This window comes from Streptomyces sp. NBC_01334 (genome assembly GCF_035983595.1).
Lineage (GTDB): Bacteria > Actinomycetota > Actinomycetes > Streptomycetales > Streptomycetaceae > Streptomyces > Streptomyces coriariae.
The window spans coordinates 1667365-1690753 of the sequence record NZ_CP130718.1; the positions used below are offsets into that span (position 1 = coordinate 1667365).

Here is a 23389-nt window from a genome sequence, read left to right on the forward strand (position 1 = left end):
CCCACGGCCCCGTACCCCCTTTGCGGGTACGGGGCCGCCGGGCGGCTAGCCGCGGTCGCGCTGGTGGACGCGGGCCAGGAGCAGGTTCGGGTCGGGCTGCTTGAAGTACGCAGCGCTGGGGACGTAGGCGGTCCGGCCGCGTACCGCCACCGAGGTGGGGTTGGACAGCCCGTCCTGTCGGGTGAGGACGACCCGGTGGGTGCCGTCCGGGCGGACCTGGGCGATCTCGCTGCCGCCGATCAGGGCGGCGAGAAGCGTGTCGCGGTGCCGGTCCACGAACGCGAAGTCGTCGATCGCGAAGAGGCCCGTCGCCCGGGTCTCGATCGCGCCGGCGCAGCCGCTCTCGCGTACCGGGATGCGCAGCAGCGTCCCGGCGTTGGTGTTGGACACCCACACGGCGTCTCGGTGGACCCGGAGGCCGTTGACTCCGACGCGGGCCGCCGGCGGTGCGTTGCGCGGCTCGAGCACGGCTCCCGTGGCCCACGCCGTGGGCTTGCCGCCCGAGCGCGGGACGCGCCAGACGGTGCCCAGCACCGAGTCCGCGACGTAGAACACGCCCCGGCGCTCGTCGAGGGCGAGGCCGTTGGGGAACCCGCTCGGCGGCAGCTGTGCGATCTGCCGGGGCTTGCCGCCGCCGGAGGGGATGCGCCAGATGCCGGTCGCGCGGGTGCCCGTGGCGTAGTTGACGTACAGGGTGCCGTCCTGCGCGCGGGCGATGCCGAGGACGACGGCCCTGCCGACGACGGGTGTCTGCGGGTTCGTCACGGCGGGCAGGGTCGCGAGGAGCCGCGTCCCGCCCTGCCGGGTGACGTTGACGACCTGCCGGGCGGTGGAGAACGTCAGGTCGGCGGATCCGTCGGGTTCGAGGGCGATGTTCTCCGGTGACTGGCCCTTGGCGAGGTCGAAGTGGGCGACGACGCGCGGAGCGGAGACCGCCGGCTCGTCCGAGACGGCGGGGGCCGTGGCGAGCAGGCCGAGGGCTAGGGCGGCGGCGGTGACGCCCGCCGAACGGGGGACTCGGGGCATGGGACCTACCTTGCGGGGAAGCCGGAAACGCCGCCGTGCGGCGGCCAGACGACCATGGCGGTGGGTCGGCGACGGCCGCCGCAGTCGCGGCCGGGGGATCGCCCGCGTGGCCCAGGGCATCGACCCGCCTGCCGCTCACCCGGGTGACGCGGCCATGCAGCAGACTGTGTGGTGCGGACAGCGGTCCCGACAGCCGTCCCGCCCGGACGGACACTCACCCAGAAGGAAGCACAGCGTGATCATCTTCGGCACCAAGGGATACCTCTACCAGCTGGCGATACTGACGCTCGTGTGCGGCCGTTGCGGCAATCCCGCCGCGCACACCCTGCGCAAGCGGGTCACGAAGTTCACGCTGTTCTTCGTGCCGCTGTTCCCTGTCTCGACGAGTCACGCGACGCAGTGCACGTTCTGCGGTGCCGAGCAGAAGCTGACCAAGGAGCAGGCGGAGCAGTTGACGGCGCAGGCCGCGGGCGGCGTCGGCGGCCAGGCGTACGGGCAGCCGCACCAGCAGCCGTACCAGCACTGACGGCCTCCCGGCGGCTCAGCGGGTGAGTCCCGCCCTCGCGCAGGCCGTGAGGAGCTCACGGGTGCAGATCTGGGCCGTGGTGTACAGGCCGCCCTTGACCAGGGTCCGCTCGATGTCACGGGCCGTCACCGGACGCGGCTGGAGCAGGACGGCCGGGATGCGTTTCGTGGTGGGGCTGTCGACGGTCGTGGTGGCGCTGTCCCGGGGGTCCTCGCCCCGGCCGACGGCGACGGCCATGGCGGCGACCGCGGCGGCCTCCTTCGCGAACGGCTTGTAGACGGTCATGTACTGCTCGCCCTTGACGACGCGCCGCACCGCGTCGAGGTCGGCGTCCTGGCCGGTGACGGGCGGGAGCTTGGTGACGCCGGCGCTCTTGAGCGCGGCGACGACGCCCGCCGCGATGTTGTCGTTGGCCGCGAGGACTCCGTCGATCCGGTCGGGGCCGAGGGCCGCGATGGCGGCGGACATGTTGGTGTGGGCGTTCTGGGTGCTCCAGTCGGGGGTGTTGTAGGACCGGGCGATCCGCACCTCGCCGCTGAGGACGGACAGCGCGCCCTTCCGGTACGACTCCGCGTTCGGGCTGGTCGGATCACCGTTCATCATGACGACGTTGTCGCTCCCGGCGCTCTGCCCCGCTTTCAGCCCCAGGGCCTTCAGGAGCGCCTCGCCCTGGAGTCTGCCGACCATGAGGCCGTCGAAGCCGACGTAGCCGGTGATCGGGCCCTCGGCGAGGCGGTCGTAGGCGATCACCGGGACACCCGCCTGGTCCGCCTCCTGGATGGAGGAGCGCAGCGCCCGGGTGTCGGCGGCGTCGAGGATCAGGACCCGGGCCCCCTTGGTGATCATGGAGATCATCTGCTGCCGCTGTCGGGTGACGTCGCTCTCGGCGTTGGCGTATTCCGTCCGGCAGCCGGGGCAGAGCTTCCGCACCTGTGCCTCGATCAACGGCCGGTCGGCGTGTTCCCAGCGCGGGACCATGCGGCTCGGCAGCAGCAGGCCGACGGTGAAGCCTTCGCCGGCCGCCTTCTCGTCTCCTCCGCAGGCGGCCAGCGGCATCGTCAGGAGCGCCGCGGCGAGCACCGCGACGACGGCCCTGCGGCGCGTCTTCACGGCACTCCCTCCGGCACGGCGATCTCGCTCCACACCTGTTTGCCGCCGGCCACCGGGACCGACCCGAAGGCGTCCGACATCGCCTCGACCAGCAGCAGGCCCCGGCCGCCGGTCGCCTCCCAGTCGACGATCACCGGTTTGGCGGGCGCGCGCGGCGAGGAGTCGCTCACGGAGACGCGCACCCGGTCCCCGCGCAGCACCAGGTCGAGTCGGACCGGCCCCTGGGTGTGCACCAGGGCGTTGGTGACGAGTTCGGAGACGACCAGCAGCACCGCGTCGGCCGCCTCCTGGACCTTCCAGCGGCGCAGGGTGCGCGCGGTGAAGCGGCGGGCGTGCATGACGGCGTCCGGCAGCCGCCACACCATCCAGCCGGCCCGGATCGGCCGGGTCTTCATGCCGTCGTAGCGCAGCAGCAGCAGCGCCACGTCGTCCTCCCGGCGGCCGTCGTCGCCGAGGAGTTCGTCGGCCATCTTCCCGGGGTCGGCGGGGTCGGCCGCGGCGAGCGCGACGCGCGTCCGGCGCATGCCCTCGTCCAGGGGCAGGTCGGCGGCCTCGACCAGACCGTCGGTGACCAGGGCGAGGACCGTGCCGGGCGCCAGTTCGACGGCCGTCATGGGGAAGTCCGCCTCCGCCAGGATGCCGAGCGGGGGGCCGCCCGCCACCTCGACCTCCTCGGTGGAGCCGTCGGGGAGACGCAGCATGGGCGCGAGGTGCCCGGCCCGGACGAAGAGGGCGTTGCCCTCCTCCAGGTCCAGTTCGGCGTAGCAGCAGGTGGCGAACAGGTCGGTCTCCATGCCGACGAGGAGCCGGTTGGCGTGCGAGACGACCACGTCGGGCGGGTGGCCCTCGATGGCGTAGGCGCGGACGGCCGTACGCATCTGGCCCATGATCGTCGCGGCTCCGGCGCTGTGTCCCTGAACGTCTCCGATGACCAGGGCCACCCGGTCCTCGGAGAGGGCGATGACGTCGTACCAGTCGCCGCCCACCTGGAGCCCGCGTCTGGCCGGCAGATAGCGGGCGACGGCGGTCCCGCCGGGCAGTTCGGGCAGGCGCCGGGGCAGCAGGCTGCGCTGGAGCATCGTCGCGAGTTCCTGCTCGGCGTCGTGCGCGTGGGCGCGCTTGAGGGCCTGGCCGACCAGGGCTGCGGTGGCGGTGAGCAGGGACCGTTCCTCGGGGACGAACTCGTGCGGCCGGTCCCAGCCGACCATGCAGACCCCGGCGACCTGGCCCTTGGCGGGCAGCGGCAGCACGGCCAGGCCGCCGGCTCCGATGCCCGCCAGGCCGGCTTCGAGGGCGGTGCCTGCGGGCCAGAGGTCCATCCGGCCGTCCCGCAGGGCCGCCTGGAGGGTGGGCAGGGCGCGCAGCGGTGCGTCGGGCCATTCCGTGCGCCACTCGGTGCGCCACACGTCCGGCCAGGCGCTGGGCTGGGGCGGGTCGAGGGCGGTGACCATGACCCGGTCGTCCTGGACCGCGGCGAGGGCCACGTGGTCGGCGGCCAGCGGCTCGCGCAGCGCGGCGACCACCACGCGGCCGACGTCGCGAACCGTCGCGGCGTCGTCGAGGGCGGCCGTCAGCCACTGGATCCTGGAGACGTCGTCGCCGCCGCGGCGCAGCACCGGGGTCGCCGTCACCACGCCCAGGACCTGTTGCGGCCCGTCGCCCGCGCCCGGCTCCGCCCGGCAGCTCAGGCTCAGCCAGCGCATCTCGCCGGTCGGGCCCCGCACCCGGAACTCCAGGTCCCGTCGGCCGAAGGCGTCGGTGGTCGGTTCCAGGACCGACATCAGGGCGTGCATGTCCTCCGGGAGGGCGTGCGCGAGCAGGGTGTCGACCTTGCCGTCGAAGTCGTCCGGTGTGATGCCGACCAGTTCGAGCAGGGTGTCGTCGGCCTCGATCAGGCCGGTGTCCGGGGAGAGGACGAAGGAGCCGACGCGCAGGCTGCGCAGGGCGGGGCCCAGCAGCGGTGTCGGGATCGGCGGGTCCGCGCCCGGCGGGAGGAGGGCGGCGACCGCGTCGGCGTACCGCTCCAGGAAGCGGCGCTGCTCGACCTCGAAGCCGTCCGGGGAGGCCCCCAGGACGAGGAGGCAGCCCAGCCTGCTGCCCTGGATGCCGAGGGGCAGCGCCCCGAGCGGGGTCTCGGCGGTCAGCCACAGGGGGTGGTCGGTGCGGAAGGCACGCGCCGCGGGCGAGTCACCGGACAGCGGCAGGCGCTCCGGCGGTGCCGGTCCGGAAGAGACGCTTCCGGACGTGTCCACCAGCTGAAGCTCGCGCGTGCCGACCTCCGGCGCGTAGACCGCCGCCAGTGTCGCTCCGGCGAAGGCCAGGGCCCGGTCGAGGCATGTCCGCAACGTACCTCCCATCCTGCCGCAGGTGCCGACAGGTTGAGATCGGGGCACCCACCCACCAGAATCGCATATAAGGATCAACCGAACATATCCACCGCTACCACCCTATTGTCGTCTACGGCAGGTACCACCCATGAAGGCCTGCATCAGGGACACAGCCGCCGCGGTGACCGCGGTCTCCACCGCGGTCGTCCTGACGGCCTGCGGGGCGGACACCCCGGACGAACCCGGCAGAGACGGACGGCCGCGCATCGGCCTGCTGCTGCCGGACGTCACCACGCCCCGCTGGGAGACCCAGGACAGGCCGCTGCTGGAGCAGAAGATCGACGAGCTGTGCCCCGACTGCGCGGTCGAACACGCCAACGCCAAGGGCGATGTGGCCCTCCAGCAGGAACAGATGGACTCGATGATCACCAAGGGGGTCGATGCCATCGTGCTCGTGGCCGTGGACGCCCGCTCGCTCGGACCGGCGGTCACCAAGGCCCACGAGGCGGACATCCCCGTCATCTCCTACGACCGGCTCGCCGAGGGCCCCATCTCGGGTTACGTCTCCTTCGACGGCAGGGAGGTCGGCAGGCTCCAGGGCCGGGCGCTGCTGAAGGCGATGGGCGACAAGGTGCCCGGCGCCGAGATCGTCATGATGAACGGCGACCCCAGCGACCCGAACACGAAGTCGTTCCAGGACGGCGCGCTGTCCGTGCTCGACGGAAAGGTGAAGATCGGCAAGGCCTACGACACCCTCCAGTGGCGTAGGGAGGCCGCGCACATGAACATGTCCGGGGCCATCGCGGCCCTCGGCGTCGAGTCGATCGACGGGGTCTACGCGGCCAACGACGGCCTCGCCGCCGGGAGCATCTCCGCCCTCAAGGCGAACAAGGTCGACCCGCTGCCCCCGGTCACCGGGCAGGACGCCGAGCTCTCGGCCCTGCGGCGCATCGTCGGCGGCGAACAGTACATGACCGTCTTCAAGCCGTTCGCGCCCGAGGCCGCCGCCGGCGGCGCCATGGCGGTCGCCGCGGCCCGCGGGGAGAGTCTCGGGCAGGTGGCCACGGCCGAGGTGCCGACGAGCGGCGGGGACGCGGTCGCCGCCGTGCTGCTCACCCCGGTGTCGGTGACCGTCGACAACATCGAGGACACGGTGGTGAAGGACGGCCTGCACACCGTCCGGCAGATCTGCACGCCCCAGCTCCGGGCCGCCTGCGACCGGGCCGGACTGACCTGACCCGCATCGAACGGACACCGTGTCGGCAGGACACGCGTCGACCTGACGCCGCCGGAGCCGACGCCCTCGGGAAGGAGATGGTTTCCGTGCCGGAGATTCGCTCCGGGCGTTCCGCCGCCGTTCTCGGGGGCGACGCGCCCGGGGCCGTCACCGGCGCCGGACCGGGCATGCCCCCACGGGGGGCCGTGCGGGAGGCGAGGTGGTGACCCGCGTGCGGGCCGTCGCCCGTGCCGTGCGGAGCGGGCCGGCGGTCGTCCGGCGCAAGCTGAGCGCCGGTGAGCTGGGCTCGCTGCCCGTCGTCCTCGTCCTCGCCGTCGTCTGGATCACCTTCCAGTCCCTCAACCAGAACTTCCTCTCGCCCCGCAACCTGTCCAATCTCAGCGTGGACATCGTGGGCACCGGGATGATCGCGGTCGGCATCGTCTTCGTGCTGCTGCTCGGTGAACTCGATCTGTCCGTCGGCTCGATCAGCGGGCTCGCGGCGGCCGTCTTCGCCGTGCTGAACGTGAACAACGGGGTGCCGGAGTGGCTCGCGCTCATCGTCGCGGTGCTGGCGGGCACCGTGGCGGGAACCGTCCAGGGCTACTCGATCGCCAGAACCCGGGTGCCGGCCTTCGTGATCACCCTCGCCGGGCTGCTCACCTGGAACGGCCTGATGCTCTCCGTCCTCGGGGACAGCGGCACCGTCAACCTCGACGAGAACGGGCTGGTCGCCAAGCTGACCAGCTACTACTTCACCGACGACGCCGTGGCCTACGGTCTGGCGGCGGTCGCCGCAGGCGCGGTCTTCCTCGTCTCCGACCGCGACCGGCGGCGCCGCAAGGCCATCGGTATGCCGCACCGGTCGGTGCACGCCATCGCGCTGCGCACCGGCGCGGTCGCCGTGGTCGCCTTCGGCGTCGCGTACCTGCTCAACCGGTTCCAGGGGCTGCCGCTCGCCCTGCTGATCTTCCTCGTGGTGGTGGCCGGCCTCGACGTGGTGCTCCGCCGCACCCACTACGGACGGCAGGTCTACGCGCTCGGCGGCAGTGTCGAGGCGGCCCGCCGCGCCAGCCTCAGCGTGACGTGGGTGCAGACCGCGGTGCTCGCGGCCTCGGGCACGATGGCCGCCGTCGGCGGCCTGTTCCTGGCCTCGCGCATCACCTCGGTGAGCCAGAGCTCGGGTTCGGGCGTGCTGCTGGTCAACGCCATCGCGGCGGCCGTCATCGGCGGCACCAGCCTGTTCGGCGGGCGCGGTTCGACCTGGTCGGCGGTGCTCGGCATGCTGGTCATCCAGTCGATCGCCTCCGGCATGGCGATCACGGACACTCCCCCGGCCGTGCAGTTCGTCATCACGGGCGGGGTGCTCTTCGCCGCGGTGATCATCGACTCGCTGTCGCGGCATTCCCAGGCCACCCGCAGACGGGCGTGAGAGGACGTTCGTGGAACGGTCCCGGCGACCGTTCCACGAACGCGGGTCACGAGGTCTGCTCGTCCTCGACGAACGCGGTGATCAGGCCGTGGGGTGCGCTGTCGCCGAACATGAGCTCGTGGAGCCGGGTGCCCTCGGCCGCGGCCGCGGCGCCGCGGGGGAACATGGCCCGCTCGTACTCGGTGAGCGCGGCCTCGACGTCGTCGGGGTGGGCGGCGAGGGCCTTGCCGAGTTCGGCGCCGTCGTACATGGCCAGGTTGGCGCCTTCGCCGTTCGGGACCGAGAGGTGGGCGGCGTCGCCGAGCAGGGTCACCCCCGGCACCCGCTCCCACCGGTGCCCGGTCGGCAGTGCGTGGAGGGGGCGCAGGACGGGGGCGGTGTCGGCATCGGTGATCAGCGCGGTGAGTTCCGGCGCCCAGCCGTCGAACTCCCGCGCGATCCGCGCGCCGGCCCCGGCGGCATCGGTGAAATCGACGGCGGCGAACCAGTCCCGCGGGCGGGCGAGCGCCACGTAGGCGTGCAGGGTGTCGCCCTTCTCCCGGTGAGCCTGGATCGCCTTGCCCGGGGCGAGCGCGAGCAGCGATCCGCCGCCGACCGCCTTCGCGGCGGCCGGGTGCCGGGTGTCGCCGTCGAACAGGTAGGTCTCGACGTACGACATGCCGGTGTACTCGGGTACGGCGGCGGAGAGCAGCGGCCGGACCCGTGACCACGCGCCGTCCGCGCCGACGAGCAGGTTCGTGGTGACGGTGGTGCCGTCGGCGAAGGTCACCTCGTGGCGGCCGTCGCCGAGGGCACGGGTGGCGCTGACCTTGTGGCCCCACCGGACGGTGCCGGCCGGGAGCGAGTCGAGCAGCATCCGCCGCAGCTCGCCGCGCTGCACCTCGGGACGTCCGCCGGTGCCGTCGTCGGGTTCGTCGAACAGGACGGTCCCGTCCCGGTCGAGGATCCGCAGCGCCTGGCGGCCCTCCAGGACCAGGCCGCGGAACTCGTCCGTCAGGCCGGCCGCCCGAAGAGCCGGCTGGCCGCTGTGGTCGTGGATGTCGAGCATCCCGCCCTGGGCGCGGGCCGCCGGTGAGGCCTCCGCCTCGTGGACCGTGGCCGTCATTCCGTGGACGTGCAGGACGCGGGCCAGGACGAGTCCGCCGAGGCCGGCGCCGATGATCGTGACGTCAGTGGTCATGGTGATTCCCTGCGTGTCGTACGCCTGCCGGACGGGCGCCCGGAAGGATCTCTTCGAAGGGTTCCGGACCGGGCCGACAGGCCGCCGACATCGGACCGACAGCCCCGACATCCGACCGACACGGCGGGCCCTCCGCGCGATCTCCCGGGTCACCCGGCCCGGTCCGTGCGGGGTCGGTCGCGGGCGCCGCCGGTGGCGATGAGTTCCGGGCGGGGCACGGGTCTCCTCTCCTGACCCTCGCGGGACGGCGCAGGGCGCTGCCCGGCACGAGACACCACGGAGGACACCATGACGACCACGCCGCACGACCGGACCGACGCGCTGCCCGGCCGCCCGCCCGTCGTCGACCTGGCCACCTGGCAGACCGCCCGTGACGAGCTCCTGGTCCGCGAGAAGGCGTACACCCGTGCGGGCGACGCCCTCGCCGCGGACCGCCGCCGGCTGCCGATGGTGGAGCTCGACGGGACGGTCGAGGTCGTCGGACCCGATGGCCCGGTCCCGTTCCTGGACCTGTTCCAGGGCCGCGACGAGCTCATGGTCTACAAACACATGTGGCACGACGACGCGCCGCACCAGGGGCAGTGCGAGGGCTGCACCACCACGGCCCGGCATCTGAAGGACGCCGTCTACCTCAACGCCCGCGGCGTCTCGTTCGCCGCGGACGGGAACCCCACGTGGGGCCCGACCGGCCGTCCCGTGCCGCAGTGGACCCGCCCCGGTGCGACCCCCGTGGAGACCCTCGGCCGGCACGGCCCCCACCACTGACGCGCCGCCGCTCACCCCCGGGCCGGGACCGGGCCCTGCCGCCGGCCGGGCGCGGGCCCGGCCGTAGGCCGTTCGACCCGGTCACGGGTCGACGCCGCACTGCGGCGGGACACCACGCGTCGTCCGGGCGGGCGCGGCCGGCCTCGCCGACGCTCTCTGCCGCGCCGAGCGTTCCCCCGCACTGCCTGCACGGACTGCACTGCCCGCACTGGTTCTGACCGCGCGCCGGCCGAACGTGAGTGACGTCTTAGGTGAAACTTGCACCACTTTTGAACGCAGTGCCGCCGACGCGTCGTAGTGAGGGGTACCCGGCGCGTCACGCGCGAGGCGCTCCAGAGGCGATAGGTCGATCGTGCCGAAGAACTCACCCGCGGCTGAGGGACGAAGAAAGCCCCTCACCCGCAACTGGCCCGTGGCCAGGCGGCTTCGGGCCGTGCTGCTGATCCCCGTGCTCGTCGCCCTCGTGCTCGGAGGCGTACGGGTGAAACGCTCGGTCGACACCTGGCAGGACGCGGACGACGCGGTCCGCGTGGCGGAACTGATCCAGGCGGCGAACAAGTACGCCAGCGACGCGATCAACGAGCGCGATCTGTCGGTCATCCCCCTGCTGACGGGCGCCAGGACCTCCGACACGGTCGTACAGGCCCGGAAGATCACCGACGCGGACGCGCGGGTGTTCGACGCGGCGGTCGACCGGATGCCGAAGACCGGCGGCCTCGTCCGGCGCGTCCAGCTGGTCCGCGCCGGTGAGGCGCAACTCGCCGCCGTGCGGGCCAACGCGTTCACCTCCCGGATGTCCGGAGTGCAGACGGAGGAGAGCTACCACACCGTCCAGCACCCCTTGATGGAGATCTCGAACGAGCTGGGCTTCGGCAGCAGCAGCCAGGCGAGCATCGGCCGGACCCTCTACGCCGTGTCCCTGACGCAGGCGGCCGAGTCCCTGATCCGGTCCATCGGCACACATCTGCTGGTGGAGGACCGTGACCGGCTCGCCCCGGGTGAACTGGCCTCCCAGCTCGCCTCGTTCCGCTCGTACGCCTATCTCGAGCAGGTGGGGCTCCAGGAGTACGTGGGCGCCGGCACCACCGAGGACGTGACGAGGCTCCAGCAGGCGCTCGCCGCCGCCGAGGAACGGGGCAGACAGCAGACCGCCGCCGCGGCCGCACAGGCCGCGGCGGCGGGGCGGACGTTCGTCGCCCCGCCCACCATCGACGTGATGATCGCCGAGATCGCCGACGGGAAGCCGGCCGCGGAGCTGGCCGCTCGGGGCATCACACCCGAGTCGTTCTTCGCCGCGTCCACGCTGGGCTTCGACGCCTACCGGGGCATCCAGGTGAACCTGACCGACGCCGCGCTCACGAGCGCCCACGACATCGCCGACGACGCGCGCCGGGACGCCGTCACCAACGCGGCGCTCGTGCTCGCCTCGCTGCTCGTGGCCTTTCTGCTCGCGTCCTGGGTGGCCCGCACGATGAGCACCGGGATGCGCCGTCTCAGCGCCTCCGCGATCGAGATCGCCGGTCGGCGGCTGCCCGCTCTGGTCGACCAGATGTCCCGGCCCGACTCCGGCGAGGTGGACACCCGGGTCGTCCCGATCCCGATCCACACCACCGACGAGATCGGCGAGGTGGCCCGGGCCTTCGACCTCGTCCATCGCGAGGCCGTCCGGCTCGCCGCCGAACAGGCCCTGCTGCGGGGCAACATCAACGCGATCTTCACCAACCTCTCGCACCGGGGCCAGTCCCTCATCGAACGTCAACTGGCCCTCATCACCAGCCTGGAGGACAACGAGACCGACCCGGAGCAGCTGGAGAACCTCTTCCGGCTGGACCATCTCGCCACCCGCGTCCGCCGCAACGGCGAGAACCTCCTGGTGCTCGGCGGCGAGCGGCCCGCCGAGCAGTGGGACCGGCCGCTGCCGCTGGTCGACGTCGTCCGCGCGGCCTGCTCGGAGGTGGAGCAGTACGAGCGCATCCGGCTCTTCGGGCTGCCGGAGGCCCAGATCGACGGCCGGACCGTGCCCGACCTCGTGCATCTGCTCGCCGAACTGCTGGAGAACGCCACGGTGTTCTCCTCCCCGCAATCGGAGGTGCGGGTGACCGCCGTGCGGCTCCCCGACGGCCGGATCACGGTCGAGATCCACGACGAGGGCATCGGGCTGGCGGCGGACGACTTCGCGGTGATCAACCGCAAGCTGGCCGACCCGCCGACCGTCGACGTCGACATCTCCCAGCACATGGGGCTGTTCGTGGTCGGCAGGCTCGCCGAACGGCACGGCATCCGCGTCCAGTTGCGGCCCTCCGGCGAGAAGTCCGGCACGACCTCCCTCGTCATGCTGCCCGACACGGTCACCCAGCCGCTGCCGGGCACCCTGCCCGACTCCGACACCCTGACGCTGGCCCTGCTCAAGAACGTCCCGCAGCCCGAGTACGCGGGCACCGCGCTCACTCCCGGCGGCCAGGACTCCGGTGACGCCTTCACGGACTACGAGGCGTGGCAGGACGAGCCGGCCGGGACGCGGCCCGCCGACGAGCCGCCTGCCGAGGAGCCGACGACGACGTCCGGCGCCCGCCCGCGGCGACTCTCCCGGCGCGCATCCCGGAGCAACCGCCGCCCGCGCACCGACTGACGCCCCCGGCGCCGGGCGGCGTGCGGCGTGCGGCGTGCGGCGTGCGGCGTGCCACGGAAGGGACACGCCGCCGGATGGCCCATCTCGCCTGTTCCGGGCTATGGGGTCATAGCGTGGACAATATGAAGAAATGCCATATCGCGTACCTGGCGTGCACGGCGGCGCTGATCGGGACGGGGCTCGGTGCCGCTCCCCCGGTCGCCGCCCACACGGTCCATGTGGTCCACCCGGGCGAATCGATCCAGAAGGCGGTGGACGCCGCCCGGCCGGGCGACACCGTTCTGCTGACCTACGGCACCTATCACGAGAGCGTCGACGTGAGCACGCCCGGGCTCACCCTGCGCGGCGTGGGCCGCGGCACGGTGCTCGAACCGGAGGCGGGTGCGAGCACCGGCACCGCCCCGAGCACCGGATCGGGCGCCGCCAAGACCAAGAAGGCCCCGAACAGCTGTGCCGCGAGCGGGAACGGCATCTGCGTCGTGGGCACGAAGGACCACAACGTCGACGGCGTCACCGTCGCCTCCCTGACGGTGACCGGCTTCGCCAAGACCGGTCTCTACGCCACGGAGGCCGACGGGCTGACCGTGCGGCGCGTCACCGCGGTGAAGAACGGCGTGTGGGGCATCGCCACGGAGCACTCGGTCCATGGCGTGTTCCGCCACAACACCGCCCGCGACAACGGCGACGCGGGCCTGTTCCTCGCCAACACGGTCAAGGAGGAGCAGGGCGCCACGGACACCGAGGGAACCGTGGTCGAGCACAACCGGCTGGAGGGCAACCGGATCGGTGTCACCGTCCGCCGACTGCGCAACCTGACCCTCGCGGGCAACCACCTCACGGGCAACTGCGCGGGCGTGTTCGTCGTCGGCGACGAGAACAAGCCGAAGGCCGGCTTCGTGACGGTGCGCGAGAACCGCATCGAGCGCAACAACAAGTCGTGCCCGAAGACCGCGCGGCTGGACGCCCTCCAGGGCTCCGGCATCGTCCTGACCGGCGCAGAGGACAGCCTGGTCACCCGGAACGTGATCAAGGACAACGTCGGCAAGTCCCCGCTGTCCGGCGGCATCGTCCTGTTCAAGAGCTTCGTGGGCACGACCAGCGACCGGAACCGGATCAGCGACAACCTGCTGCGGGGCAACTCCCCGGACCTCGTCAACACGGACACCGGCAAGGGCAACACCTTCGAAGGCAACTCCTGCCGCTCGTCGAAGCCCGCCGGCCTGTGCTGAACCCCGTGAACCCCACGAACTCCAAGAAGGAAGGCGGCACATGACGACCACTCAGTCTGCCCCTCCGCCGTCGATGCGGCTGCGGGAACTCGCGTTCGGGGCGGCATGTGCCGCCGCCGTGCGCGCGGCCGCCCGGCTGGGCGTCGCCGACGCCCTCGGCGACAGCCCCATGGCCGTGGAGGACCTCGCGGCCGCGGTGAAGACCGAACCCCGCCCGCTGCGACGGCTGCTGCGGGCCCTGTCCTGCTACGGCGTCTTCACGGAGAGGCCGGACGGGACCTTCGCGCACACCGACGTCTCCCGGCTGCTGCGCGAGGACGACCCCAACAGCCTGCGCGCCATCACGCTGTGGTGCACCGAGCCGTGGACCTGGGACGCCTGGCCGTTGCTGGACGAGGCGGTGCGCACCGGCCGCAACGTGGTGGAGGACCTGTACGGCAAGGAGTTCTTCCCCTACCTCAACGAGGACGCCCCGGAGTCGGCCGACGTCTTCAACCGCGCCATGACGACCTCCAGCGTGCAGTCGGCGCGGGACGTCGCGGAGTTCCTCGACCTGACGGGGTGTTCGTCGGTCGCCGACATCGGCGGCGGTCAGGGGCACGTGGTGGCGAGTCTGCTCGACAAGTACCCGTCGATGCACGGGGCGCTGCTCGACCTCCCCCGGGTGGTGGAGAACGCGGTGCCGCGTCTGCTCGCGGGCGGCGACCTCGCCGGCCGTGCCCGCGTGGTACCAGGCGACGTCCGTACGGCCGTTCCGGTGAAGGCCGACGTCTACGTCATCAAGAACATCCTGGAGTGGGACGACGAGAGCACGGCCCGCGCGCTGCGCAACGTCCGTGCGGCGGGCGGCCCCGGGACCCGGGTCGTGGTCATCGAGAACCTCGTCGACGACTCGCCCTCGATGCGGTTCAGCACCGCGATGGACCTGCTGCTGCTCCTGAACGTCGGCGGGGCGAAGCACACCACCCAGAGCATGGTGGACCGGCTGACCGAGGCGGGCCTCGTCATCGACGACATCAGCCCGGTCAACCCCTACCTGCACGCGTTCGACTGCCACGTCCCCGGCTGATCCGACCGCGTCCCCGGTTCTCCGAATCCGTTCCGGTCCCCCCGGAAGAGAGCCGCACAGACCACCGGTCGCCGGGCCCGCAGCGTCGCGGGCCCGGCGACCGGTGATGGTCGGCGGGGGTCAGCCGGCCGGCTCGCGCTCCCAGAGGTAGAAGCGCTGCGCCATGGCGTCCTTCGGGGAACGCCAGGTCTCGGGGTCGTACGCGCTGACGTACGCGGCCAGCCGCTCGCTGACGCCCCGGAACTCGGGATGTCCGGTGATCTTGGCGATGGCGGGCCCGGGGTCGCGCTCGGCCTCGATCAGGTGCATGTACACGTCGCCGAACTGGAACAGGCTGCGCCGGTTCACGCCGACGAGCCGCGGCAGCTCTCCCCGGTCGGACTCCTCGAACACCTTGGCGATGTCGGGTGCCGATCCCGGGGCCATCCGGGCGACGATCAGAGCTTGGTGCATGGTGCTGTTCTCCGTCCGGATCAGTCGGTCAGACCGGGGGTGGCACCGCGCTCGGCGGCGGTCTTCTCGATGCGGTCCCGGATCAGGCCCAGCTGGACCTTGGAGTTCCGGTTGATGTTGTCGGTCATCCACTCGTCGTCGACCGGCGCTTCGGGCTTCATCGCGAAGTCCTGCGTCCAGACCATCCGCGTACCGGCCGGCACCTCCTCGTACCGCCAGTGGATGTCCATGTGGGCGAAGGGCCCCGTCTCGACCCGGCGGGCCTTGACGGTGAGCGTGTCGCGGTCCGGCTCGCGCTCCGAGACCCAGCTCCACACGGTGCCGTTCTCGTCCGGGTGCATGGTCAGCCGGAACGTCGTCCTGCGTCCCTCCCGGGAGAGGATCTCGACGGAGGCGTACTCGCTGAACAGCCGCGGCCAGTTCTCCAGGTCGTTGGTCACCTCCCAGACCAGGTCCAGAGGCGCCGCGATGGTGATCTCGTTCTGCGTGTGTCCGGTCATCTCACGCTCCTGTCATGAGGGCACTGTTGACGAGGTCGAGGAACTGCCGGGGCGACTTGGAGCGTTCGGCGTCGGGAGGCATCGGCGTGCCGTACCGGTTCTCCAGTTCGCCCACGATCCCCAGCAGGCCGAGCGAGTCGACGCCCAGTCGGTCGAAGCCGGCGTCGTCGCGGCGGAGTTCCTCCGGGGCGACGGTGACGCCGGCGGACTTCTTCATGAGTTCGGCCAGCTCTTCCACAGTGATGCGGTCGGTCATGCCATTCCCTTCCTCTGCTGCTCCGCGGCGCCTCGCTACGAGGCGTCGGTGGCGCCGTGCCGCAGCACCAGCGCCGAGTTCGACCCCATGAGTCCCCGGCTCAGGACCAGCGCCGTACGTACCTCGGCGGTACGGGCCCGGCCGGTCACGAGGTCGAGGTCGTGGCAGATGTCGAAGACGTTGGGGGTGGGTGGGATCAGGCCGTGCTCCATCGCGAGCACCGCCGCCGCGACGTCCATCAGCGGCGCAGCGCAGTAGCCCCGGCCGATCCCGGTCTTCGGCGCCGTGACGGGCACGCGGGTGCCGTGCGCCCCGAGGGCGTCGGCGATCGCCAGGGCCTCGGCGCGGTCCGCCTCCGGCACACCGAGGGCGTCGGCGAAGACCACGTCGATCTCCTCGGGAGCGCAGTCGGCCTCCTCCAGGGCTTGCCGGACGGCCTGGGCGAGCCCCTCCCGGGACTCCTCCCAGCGGGAGGCACCGGTGAAGGTCGCCGCGTGTCCGGCCAGGTAGGCCTGCACCCGCGCGCCCCGTGCCCGGGCCGCGGCCTCCGCCTCCACCACGAGCATGGCGCCACCCTCGGCCGGCACGAACCCGCAGGCCGCGGAGGTGAAGGGGCGGTAGGCGCGGGTCGGGTCGTCGACCGTGCTGAGTTCCTCGTAGCCGAGTTGGCAGACCACCGAGTAGGGCGCGATCGGCGCCTCGGTGGCCCCGGCCACGATCACATCGGTGCCGCGGCGCACCGCCCGCGCCGCGTGGGCGAGGGCGTCCAGGCCGCCGGCCTCGTCCGCGGCGACGACCGAGCAGGGACCCTTGAAGCCGCGGCGGATGGAGATCTGGCCGGTGCTGGCGGCGTAGAACCAGGCGATGGACTGGTACGGGCCGACGAAGCGACTGCCCTTGCCCCACAGCTGCTGGAGCTCGCGCTGTCCGAACTCGCCGCCGCCGGAACCGGCCGCGGTGACCACGCCCACGGAGAAGGGCGCGGCGTCGGTCTCCGGCCGGCCGAGCTGGGCGTCGTCCAGCGCGAAGTCGGCCGCGGCCATCGCGAAGTGCGTGAACCGGTCGGTCTGGACCAGGAAGCGTTCCTCGATCGCGGCCGACGGGTCGAAGTCGCGGACCTGACCCGCCACCCGCAGCGGCAGATCCTCGCAGCCCTCGCGGGTGACCCGGTCCAGGACGCTGATGCCCTCCCTGGTGGACTTCCAGAAGGTCTCGGTACTGGCTCCGTTGGGCGCGATCACACCGATTCCCGTGACGGCCGCGCGCCGCGGCAGGGGTTCACTCATCGTGTCTTCTCCCTCGGCCGGTTCATGACCACCGCGGACTGGAAGCCGCCGAACCCGCTGCCCACCGAGAGCACGCTGGCGAGCTTGCGCTCACGGGCCACGCGCGGGACGTAGTCCAGGTCGCACTCGGGGTCGGGCGTCTCGTAGTTGGCGGTCGGCGGTACGACCTGGTTGGCCAGGGCCAGCACACAGGCGACGAGTTCGATCGCCCCGATCGCGCCGAGGGAGTGGCCCACCATCGACTTGATGGAGCTCATGGGCGTGTCGTAGGCGTGCGTGCCCAGGACCCGCTTGACCGCAGCGGTCTCGTGGCGGTCGTTCTGCTTGGTGCCCGAGCCGTGCGCGTTGACGTAGTCGATCGCGGAGGCGTCGAGCCGGGCGTGGTCGAGGGCTTCCTCGATGGCCCGGGCCATCTCCAGGCCGTCGCTGGTCAGGCCGGTCATGTGGTAGGCGTTGCCGAACGTGGCGTACCCGCCGAGCTCGCAGTAGACGTGCGCGCCGCGGGCTCGGGCGTGCTCGAGCTCCTCCAGGACGAGTACGGCGCCGCCCTCGCCCATGACGAACCCGTCACGGTCGGCGTCGAAGGGACGCGAGGCGTGGGCCGGGTCGTCGTTGTTCGAGGAGGTGGCCTTGATCGCGTCGAAGCACGCCATGGTGATCGGCGAGATCGGCGAGTCCGAGGCGCCGGCTATGCATATGTCGGCCCGGCCCTCCTCCACGGTGTGGAAGGCGTACCCGACCGCGTCGAGCCCGGAGGTGCAGCCCGTGGAGACGGTCTGCACCGGACCGCGCGCCCCGAACCGCTCCGCCACCGTCGAGGCGAGGGTGCTGGGCGTGAACGCGCGGTGCAGGTGCGGGGCCGCCTCCCGGTGGTCCACGTCCCAGCGCTGCCCGCCGTGGCTGACCGCGACGTAGTCGTTCTCCAGCCGGGTGGTGCCGCCGACCGCGGTGCCCAGGGAGACACCGACCCGCCAGGGGTTCTCGGCGGCCAGGTCGAGACCCGCGTCGCGTACCGCTTCGTCCCCGGCGACCAGGGCGAACTGGATGTAGCGGTCGCACCGCTCGACGTCCGTCGCGTCCAGGCCGTGGGCCGCCGGGTCGAAGTCGCACTCGGCGGCGATCCGCGACCGCAGACCGGTCGGGTCGAAGAACGTGATGGCCCGCGTCGCCGTGCGCCCGTCCGCCAGGAGGTTCCAGAAGGCCGGGACGCCTATGCCGCCCGGGGCGACGATGCCTATGCCGGTGACCGCCACTCGTCTCGTCATGAGCGCACCTGACGTCGCTCGGCCGACTCCGCCCCGATCACGGCGGGCTCGGCTTCGGTTCCCTCGGTGTCGACGTGGCCGAGCGGCGGGCTCGGGGCCAGCGGGCCGAGGTGGAAGACCATACGGGCCTCCACCTTGCCGACGTTGCGGAAGCGGTGGCGCACGTTGAGGGGGATCAGGAGCCCCTGCTCGGGCTGGAGCGGGTGCGGCTCACCGTCCAGGTCCACTTCCAGCTGTCCGCACACGACGTACACGAACTCCTCGGAGTACGGGTGGTAGTGCTCACCGATGCGGTCGCCGGGCTGGATGAGGGCCAGGCCCATGAAACCGCTGGTGGCGCCCACCGTGGCCGGGGTGAGCATGGCGCGCAGGTCGCCGCCTCGCCGGGTGTTGGGCTCGACCTCGCTGAGATCCATGATTCTGTGACGAGAAGTGATCACGACTTCCTCCGATGATGTGGTGCACCGACGCGGCAGGGGCGGGGCACCGCCCCTGCCACGTGATGACGAATCAGGCGTCGGGCGACCGGCGGTCGGTGACGAGATCCATGCGCGCCAGTTCGAGGAAGCGCGCGAGACGGCCGGCGTTCGACGCGGACGCGCCGGCGGCGTCGTCCTGGAGCGTCGTCAGTTCGGCCACCTGTCCGGGGTCGGACAGACCGAGGGCCTGTACCGGGTCGGCGGCCTCGAGTCCGCCGCGCACGTCGATCAGGCGTACGACGACGTCGTCGCGCTGGAAGATCGTGCTGCGCAGGACCGGGCTGCGCGGGTCGTCCGCCGCCGCCTCGTCCTGCCGGGCGAGCAGCTCGGCGAGCTTCATGCCGCGGTCGGGCCGGGCCGGGTAGTACAGGGCGTACCGCTCGGCCTGCGGGTTCTGCCGCTCCTCCGCCGTCACGTGATGGACGGCCGGCAGGGCGGCGCGGGTGAAGAAGACCCGGGCGGACTCGGGGTCGTTGAGGTCCCGGTCCTGCTCCAGATGGGGGTTGATGGCCTCCTCGACGGCCCGCACCTCGGGCTGCCGGGAGACGTGACGCAGCGCGGAGAGCAGGTCGCCCCGCACCTCGATGGCCCGCACCACGCGGTTGCCGTGCATGAACAGCGAGGTGCGGCACAGCCGGGTGGTGTCGTCGACCTGCGGCTCGGGTGAGGCGTAGTCGGCGAGGATCTTGGCGACGATCTCCTCGCTGCCCGGCTTGACGGTGAAGGTGAGCGCGTGCCGGATCACGCCGTCACCGATCCTGGGCGACGTCTGGAGCCGGCGCTTCGCCTGGTCGGCGGCCGCCGCCGGGCCACCCGTCTCGCGGACGACGTGGAAGCGCAGCGAGCGGGTGTCGCGCACACAGCTGTGCAGCGGCTCCACCATCGCCACGTGCTCCTCGCTGTTGACCCAGGCGAGGAACGGCGGGGCGCTCTCCCACTCGCTGGTGATGAGCCACTGCGAGGGGTTCTCGATGGACTGGCACAGCTGGTCGCTGACGTGCCCGGGGACGGACGCGACCTGGTTGCAGAGCTGCTCGTACGCCTCGAGGAACTGCTGCTGGGCCCCGTCGTAGACGTCGACCAGAAGGACGACGCGGAGCCGGGAACCGTCGAACACGGACTGGGAGACACGTTGTGACGCCTGTCGCGCCCGCGAACCTGCAACACGTTCGGAGGTGGTGGTCATCCTGCGCACATCTCCTTCGCGGAGGGGATAAGTGAACGTCGGCCGCGGTGATGCGACGTCAGCGTTCCTCGATCCTGTGCCCGTCCCCGCAAGCGCGCGACTCGGATGAACTACGTGGGTGACTGGGCGGCCGGCCGTCAGACGAGATGAGCGAAGACGACCAGGTTGTCGGTGTAGTCCTTGACCCGCCGGTCGTAGGCCCCCGCACAGGTGATGAGCCGCACCTGCGCCTCGGGGGTGTCGCCGTACACCCGTTCGCTGGGGAAGTCGGCCTTGTCGAAGGTCTCCACGCTGTCGACCCGGAAGGACGCCTTGGCGCCGTCGGCCCGCAGGACCTGGAAGCTGTCGCCCTTCGCCAGCCCGTTGAGCCCCGCGAAGACGGCCGGGGAGGTCTTGGTGTCGACGTGCCCGGCGATGATCGCGGTGCCCGTCTCGCCGGGCGAGGCTCCCTTGGCGTGCCAGCCGACGAGGTTGACGTCGTTCGCGGGAGGCGGCTCCAGCTGCCCGGTGGGGCCGATGGCGAGGTCGACGAAGGGGGCGTCGACCGCGATCTTCGGGATGAGCAGCCGCACGGGCCGGGAGCGCGGCAGATGCTTGCCCTGCGGGCCCTCGGTGGCCGCTTTGCCCGGGGCCGGGGCCGGCGCGTCCGGAGCGCGGGCGGCGGGGACCGAACCGGCGGCGGGCGGGGCGTGCGGCGGGCTTGCGGCGCCGGTGGACGTGTCGTTGCCGCCGCCGAACAGGTTCAGCGCCAGGAGCACCGCGACCGCGGCGCAGACCATCATCACGCCGGCGCGGGAAGTTCCCTCTTCGGTGAGCGCCGGCTCGGTGCCGGAGGGTTTGGCGGGGTCGGAGGGAGAAGGGGAGGAGGAAGGGGGAACTGCCATCGGGGACCACCTCATTCGGGCACGGCAGCGGGGCGGACGGGGCACGGGGAGCGAGCCGGGCCGCCACACGGGGGTACCGGTGGCGGCCGCGGCCTCGCTATCGCGTCCGGCATGGGTCAGGCCACGCTTCCGGCCGTCTTCTTGCGGCGCAGGGCGTAGAGGCCGGTGCCGGCGACGGCGAGGACGCCGAGTCCGGCCGCGGTCGCCGAGGGGGTGGCGAGGGCGCCGCCGCCGGTGTGCACGCCGCCGCTGGGCTTGTCGTGCTCCTTGCTCCAGCCGCCGGACTCTTCCTTGCCGCCGTTCCCCTTGTCCTTGTACGTCTCGGGGTCGTGCTTGGGGTCCTTCGCCGCGCCGCTGTCGCTCACCGAGGCGAGCGCGCCGCCACCGGTGTGGATGCCGCCGTGCGGGGAGTCGTGCTCCTCCTTGCCGTGCTCCTTGCCGTGCTCCTCCTTGCCGTGCTCCTCCTTGCCGTGCTCCTCCTTGCCGTGCTCCTCCTTGCTGTACGAGGAGTCCTCCTCCTTGCTGTACGAGGAGCTGTCCTCCTTGTCGTGCTCCTTGCTGTACGAGGAGCTGTCCTCCTTGCTGTAGGACGAGTCGTCGTGGTCCGTGTCACCGGCGGCGTAGGCGCCGGGGGCGCCGATGGCGAGGGCGGCCGAAGCCGCCGCGGTGGCCAGGATCATGCGAGCAGAACGCATCTGATGGTCCTTCCGTCACGACCGGGCAGCCGACATCTCGTCAGCTCGGGTGACCCGAACGGGACGTGATCCACCGTCAGCCGCCCGTCGCCGCGGCACCACTCGGGGCGTTCACACGGGTGAAGCCCGCGGGGTCAGGCGAGCCCCAGCCCGGTCTTCAGGACCTGGCGCAGCGTCGCCTCGGCGTCCGCGTCCGGACCCGGCGACCGCCATACGACGAACCCGTCGGGCCGCACGAGTACGGCGCCCCCGCGTGCCGTGCCGTGGCGCTCCGCCCAGTCGGCGTCGCCCTCCGGCACCAGGTCCGCGTCGGCTCCCGTGCCCACCCGGTACGACCTGAGCGGGAGGACCAGCTCCTCGGCGAGGCGGGTGGCGGCCTCGTGCCATCCGCTCGGCTCAGCGGCGTCGCTGAGCAGGACCGGCGTCCGCTCGTAGAGGTCGAGGGTCGAGATGCGCTCGTTCCCGCGGCGGACCCACAGGTGAGGTGCCCTGCTGCCGGGTGCGCCGGTCAGGTCGAGGCTCTCCGGCACGACCGGGACCGCGGGGTCGGCGCCGACGACGGCACCCTGCGGGTAGCGGTAGCCGAGGGCCACGTTGAGGATGCCTCGCTGGGGACCGCCGCCGCCGGCCGCGGGCGGCGCGGCGAACCCGGGGTGGCTGTGCTCGGCCGACCGGGCGGCGGCCCGGGCGCTGGTGGCCTCGGCGACGGGCCGGCGCTCGGCGTCGTAGGTGTCCAGCAGCGCCTCCCCCGCCCACCCGTCGACGACCGCGGCCAGCTTCCAGGCGAGGTTGTGCGCGTCCTGGATACCGGTGTTGGAGCCGAAGGCCCCGGTGGGGGACATCTCGTGGGCCGAGTCGCCGGCCAGGAACACCCGTCCCGACCGGTAGCTGCGGGCGACCCGCTGGGCGGCGTGCCAGGGCGCCTTGCCGGTGATCTCCACGTCGAGGTCGGCGACCCCGACCGCCCGGCGGATGTGCTCGGCACAGCGCTCGTCGGTGAACTCCTCGAGGGTTTCGCCGTGTTCGGGGTGCCAGGGGGCGTGGAAGACCCAGTTCTCCCGGTTGTCCACCGGCAGCAGGGCGCCGTCGGCCTCCGGGCTCGTCAGGTAGCAGACGATGAAGTGGCGGTCGCCCACGACGTCGGCGAGGCGGCGGGAGCGGAAGGTGAGGCTGACGTTGTGGAACAGGTCGCCGGGCCCGCTCTGACCGATGCCGAGCTGCTCGCGGACCGGGCTGCGGGGGCCGTCGGCGGCGACGAGGTAGTCCGCGCGGATGGTGGTGTGCTCGCCCGTCTCACGGCTCTTGACCACCGCGGTGACGCCGGTGGCGTCGCTGTCGAACGACATCATCTCGGTGTGGAAGCGCAGGTCGCCGCCGTGCCGTCTGGCGTGGTCGAGCAGGACCGGCTCGAGGTCGTTCTGGCTGCACAGGCACCAGGCGCTGGGGCTGAAGCGGGCCAGGCCGCCGCCCGGGTCGATGTCCCGGAACAGCCACTCGCCCGCGTCGCCGACCAGGGTGGGCGTCTGCAGGATGCCGTGGTTGTCGGCCAGGGTGGCGGCGGCCTCCTGGATCGCCTGCTCGACACCCGCGACACGGAACAGCTCCATCGTGCGGACGTTGTTGCCGCGGCCGCGGGGATGGATGGAGGTGCCCGCGTGGCGCTCCACCAGTACGTGCGGTACACCCAGCCGTCCCAGGAACAACGAGGTCGCCAGGCCGACCAGGGAGCCGCCGACGATGAGGACCGGGACCCTGATGGTGTGGGGGCCGGTCTCTTCGGCTCGTTCTTTCGTCACTCTCGCCTCCAGCGCGTCGATTCCGCCGACCCGGCCGGATACGGCGGAGATCCTCATGCATGCCCCGTGGAGGTGACGGT

21 protein-coding genes are annotated in these 23389 nt (G+C 72.3%); 7 read left to right on the forward strand and 14 right to left on the reverse strand.

Annotated elements, in window-relative coordinates; translation table 11 throughout:
• Positions 1-45: 45 nt before the first annotated feature.
• Entirely contained in the window at positions 46-1026 is a 981-nt protein-coding gene (locus tag OG736_RS07535; RefSeq protein WP_327181752.1) for an SMP-30/gluconolactonase/LRE family protein, read from the reverse strand.
• 235 nt (positions 1027-1261) lie between these two features.
• Between OG736_RS07535 and OG736_RS07540 the strand changes: the two genes are divergently transcribed.
• Complete coding sequence (locus tag OG736_RS07540) at positions 1262-1552, forward strand: zinc-ribbon domain-containing protein (RefSeq protein WP_327181753.1); 291 nt, start codon at positions 1262-1264, stop codon at positions 1550-1552.
• A gap of 15 nt (positions 1553-1567) precedes the next feature.
• Here the strand turns inward: OG736_RS07540 and OG736_RS07545 are convergent, their stop codons facing one another.
• Positions 1568-2662, reverse strand: a complete 1095-nt coding sequence (locus tag OG736_RS07545) for a substrate-binding domain-containing protein (protein WP_327181754.1) — start codon at positions 2660-2662, stop codon at positions 1568-1570.
• On the reverse strand, positions 2659-5007 hold the full coding sequence (locus OG736_RS07550; RefSeq protein WP_327181755.1) for a SpoIIE family protein phosphatase: 2349 nt from the start codon (positions 5005-5007) through the stop codon (positions 2659-2661). The genes OG736_RS07545 and OG736_RS07550 overlap by 4 nt, the downstream gene beginning before the upstream one ends.
• A 130-nt stretch (positions 5008-5137) precedes the next feature.
• Here OG736_RS07550 and OG736_RS07555 point away from each other — a divergent pair, with 130 nt between their 5' ends.
• Both OG736_RS07555 and OG736_RS07560 read left to right on the forward strand, forming a co-directional pair.
• Positions 5138-6226, forward strand: coding sequence for a substrate-binding domain-containing protein (locus tag OG736_RS07555; protein WP_327181756.1), 1089 nt, complete (start codon positions 5138-5140; stop codon positions 6224-6226).
• A 199-nt stretch (positions 6227-6425) separates the two neighbouring features.
• Positions 6426-7637: a sugar ABC transporter permease gene (locus OG736_RS07560; protein ID WP_327181757.1), complete on the forward strand. Its 1212-nt coding sequence runs from the start codon at positions 6426-6428 to the stop codon at positions 7635-7637.
• Between the two features lie 46 nt (positions 7638-7683).
• Here OG736_RS07560 and OG736_RS07565 read toward each other — a convergent pair whose 3' ends face one another.
• A complete protein-coding gene (locus tag OG736_RS07565; protein WP_327181758.1) occupies positions 7684-8817 on the reverse strand; it encodes an FAD-dependent oxidoreductase in 1134 nt (377 codons plus the stop codon).
• Positions 8818-9105: 288 nt separating this feature from the next.
• Between OG736_RS07565 and OG736_RS07570 the strand changes: the two genes are divergently transcribed.
• The 4 genes from OG736_RS07570 to OG736_RS07585 all read left to right on the forward strand — a co-directional run bounded on the left by OG736_RS07570 (position 9106) and on the right by OG736_RS07585 (position 14509).
• Complete coding sequence (locus OG736_RS07570) at positions 9106-9582, forward strand: DUF899 family protein (protein ID WP_327181759.1); 477 nt, start codon at positions 9106-9108, stop codon at positions 9580-9582.
• A gap of 412 nt (positions 9583-9994) precedes the next feature.
• Positions 9995-12211, forward strand: coding sequence for a sensor histidine kinase (locus OG736_RS07575; RefSeq protein WP_327181760.1), 2217 nt, complete (start codon positions 9995-9997; stop codon positions 12209-12211).
• A 122-nt stretch (positions 12212-12333) separates the two neighbouring features.
• Positions 12334-13440: a right-handed parallel beta-helix repeat-containing protein gene (locus OG736_RS07580; RefSeq protein WP_327181761.1), complete on the forward strand. Its 1107-nt coding sequence runs from the start codon at positions 12334-12336 to the stop codon at positions 13438-13440.
• Between the two features lie 40 nt (positions 13441-13480).
• The gene (locus OG736_RS07585; RefSeq protein WP_327181762.1) at positions 13481-14509 is read left to right on the forward strand and encodes a methyltransferase; all 1029 of its coding nucleotides are present in this window, start codon (positions 13481-13483) and stop codon (positions 14507-14509) included.
• A 120-nt stretch (positions 14510-14629) separates the two neighbouring features.
• Here OG736_RS07585 and OG736_RS07590 read toward each other — a convergent pair whose 3' ends face one another.
• The 10 genes from OG736_RS07590 to OG736_RS07635 all read right to left on the reverse strand — a co-directional run bounded on the left by OG736_RS07590 (position 14630) and on the right by OG736_RS07635 (position 23366).
• Positions 14630-14962 (reverse strand): TcmI family type II polyketide cyclase, encoded by a 333-nt coding sequence (locus OG736_RS07590; RefSeq protein WP_327181763.1) that lies wholly within the window; start codon positions 14960-14962, stop codon positions 14630-14632.
• Between the two features lie 20 nt (positions 14963-14982).
• Complete coding sequence (locus tag OG736_RS07595; protein WP_054240494.1) at positions 14983-15462, reverse strand: SRPBCC family protein; 480 nt, start codon at positions 15460-15462, stop codon at positions 14983-14985.
• Position 15463: 1 nt separating this feature from the next.
• Complete coding sequence (locus tag OG736_RS07600; protein ID WP_307161976.1) at positions 15464-15718, reverse strand: acyl carrier protein; 255 nt, start codon at positions 15716-15718, stop codon at positions 15464-15466.
• A 35-nt stretch (positions 15719-15753) separates the two neighbouring features.
• On the reverse strand, positions 15754-17004 hold the full coding sequence (locus tag OG736_RS07605; RefSeq protein WP_327181764.1) for a beta-ketoacyl synthase N-terminal-like domain-containing protein: 1251 nt from the start codon (positions 17002-17004) through the stop codon (positions 15754-15756).
• The gene (locus OG736_RS07610; RefSeq protein ID WP_327181765.1) at positions 17001-18269 is read right to left on the reverse strand and encodes a beta-ketoacyl-[acyl-carrier-protein] synthase family protein; all 1269 of its coding nucleotides are present in this window, start codon (positions 18267-18269) and stop codon (positions 17001-17003) included. Before OG736_RS07610 ends, OG736_RS07605 begins: the two co-directional genes overlap by 4 nt.
• A complete protein-coding gene (locus OG736_RS07615; protein ID WP_327181766.1) occupies positions 18266-18685 on the reverse strand; it encodes a cupin domain-containing protein in 420 nt (139 codons plus the stop codon). The genes OG736_RS07610 and OG736_RS07615 overlap by 4 nt, the downstream gene beginning before the upstream one ends.
• Before the next feature lie 94 nt (positions 18686-18779).
• Positions 18780-19934 (reverse strand): SchA/CurD-like domain-containing protein, encoded by a 1155-nt coding sequence (locus OG736_RS07620; RefSeq protein WP_327181767.1) that lies wholly within the window; start codon positions 19932-19934, stop codon positions 18780-18782.
• 137 nt (positions 19935-20071) lie between these two features.
• Positions 20072-20818, reverse strand: a complete 747-nt coding sequence (locus tag OG736_RS07625) for a class F sortase (protein WP_327181768.1) — start codon at positions 20816-20818, stop codon at positions 20072-20074.
• Between the two features lie 116 nt (positions 20819-20934).
• On the reverse strand, positions 20935-21513 hold the full coding sequence (locus tag OG736_RS07630; RefSeq protein ID WP_327181769.1) for a hypothetical protein: 579 nt from the start codon (positions 21511-21513) through the stop codon (positions 20935-20937).
• 134 nt (positions 21514-21647) lie between these two features.
• Positions 21648-23366, reverse strand: a complete 1719-nt coding sequence (locus tag OG736_RS07635; protein ID WP_327181770.1) for an FAD-dependent oxidoreductase — start codon at positions 23364-23366, stop codon at positions 21648-21650.
• Positions 23367-23389 lie beyond the last annotated feature (23 nt).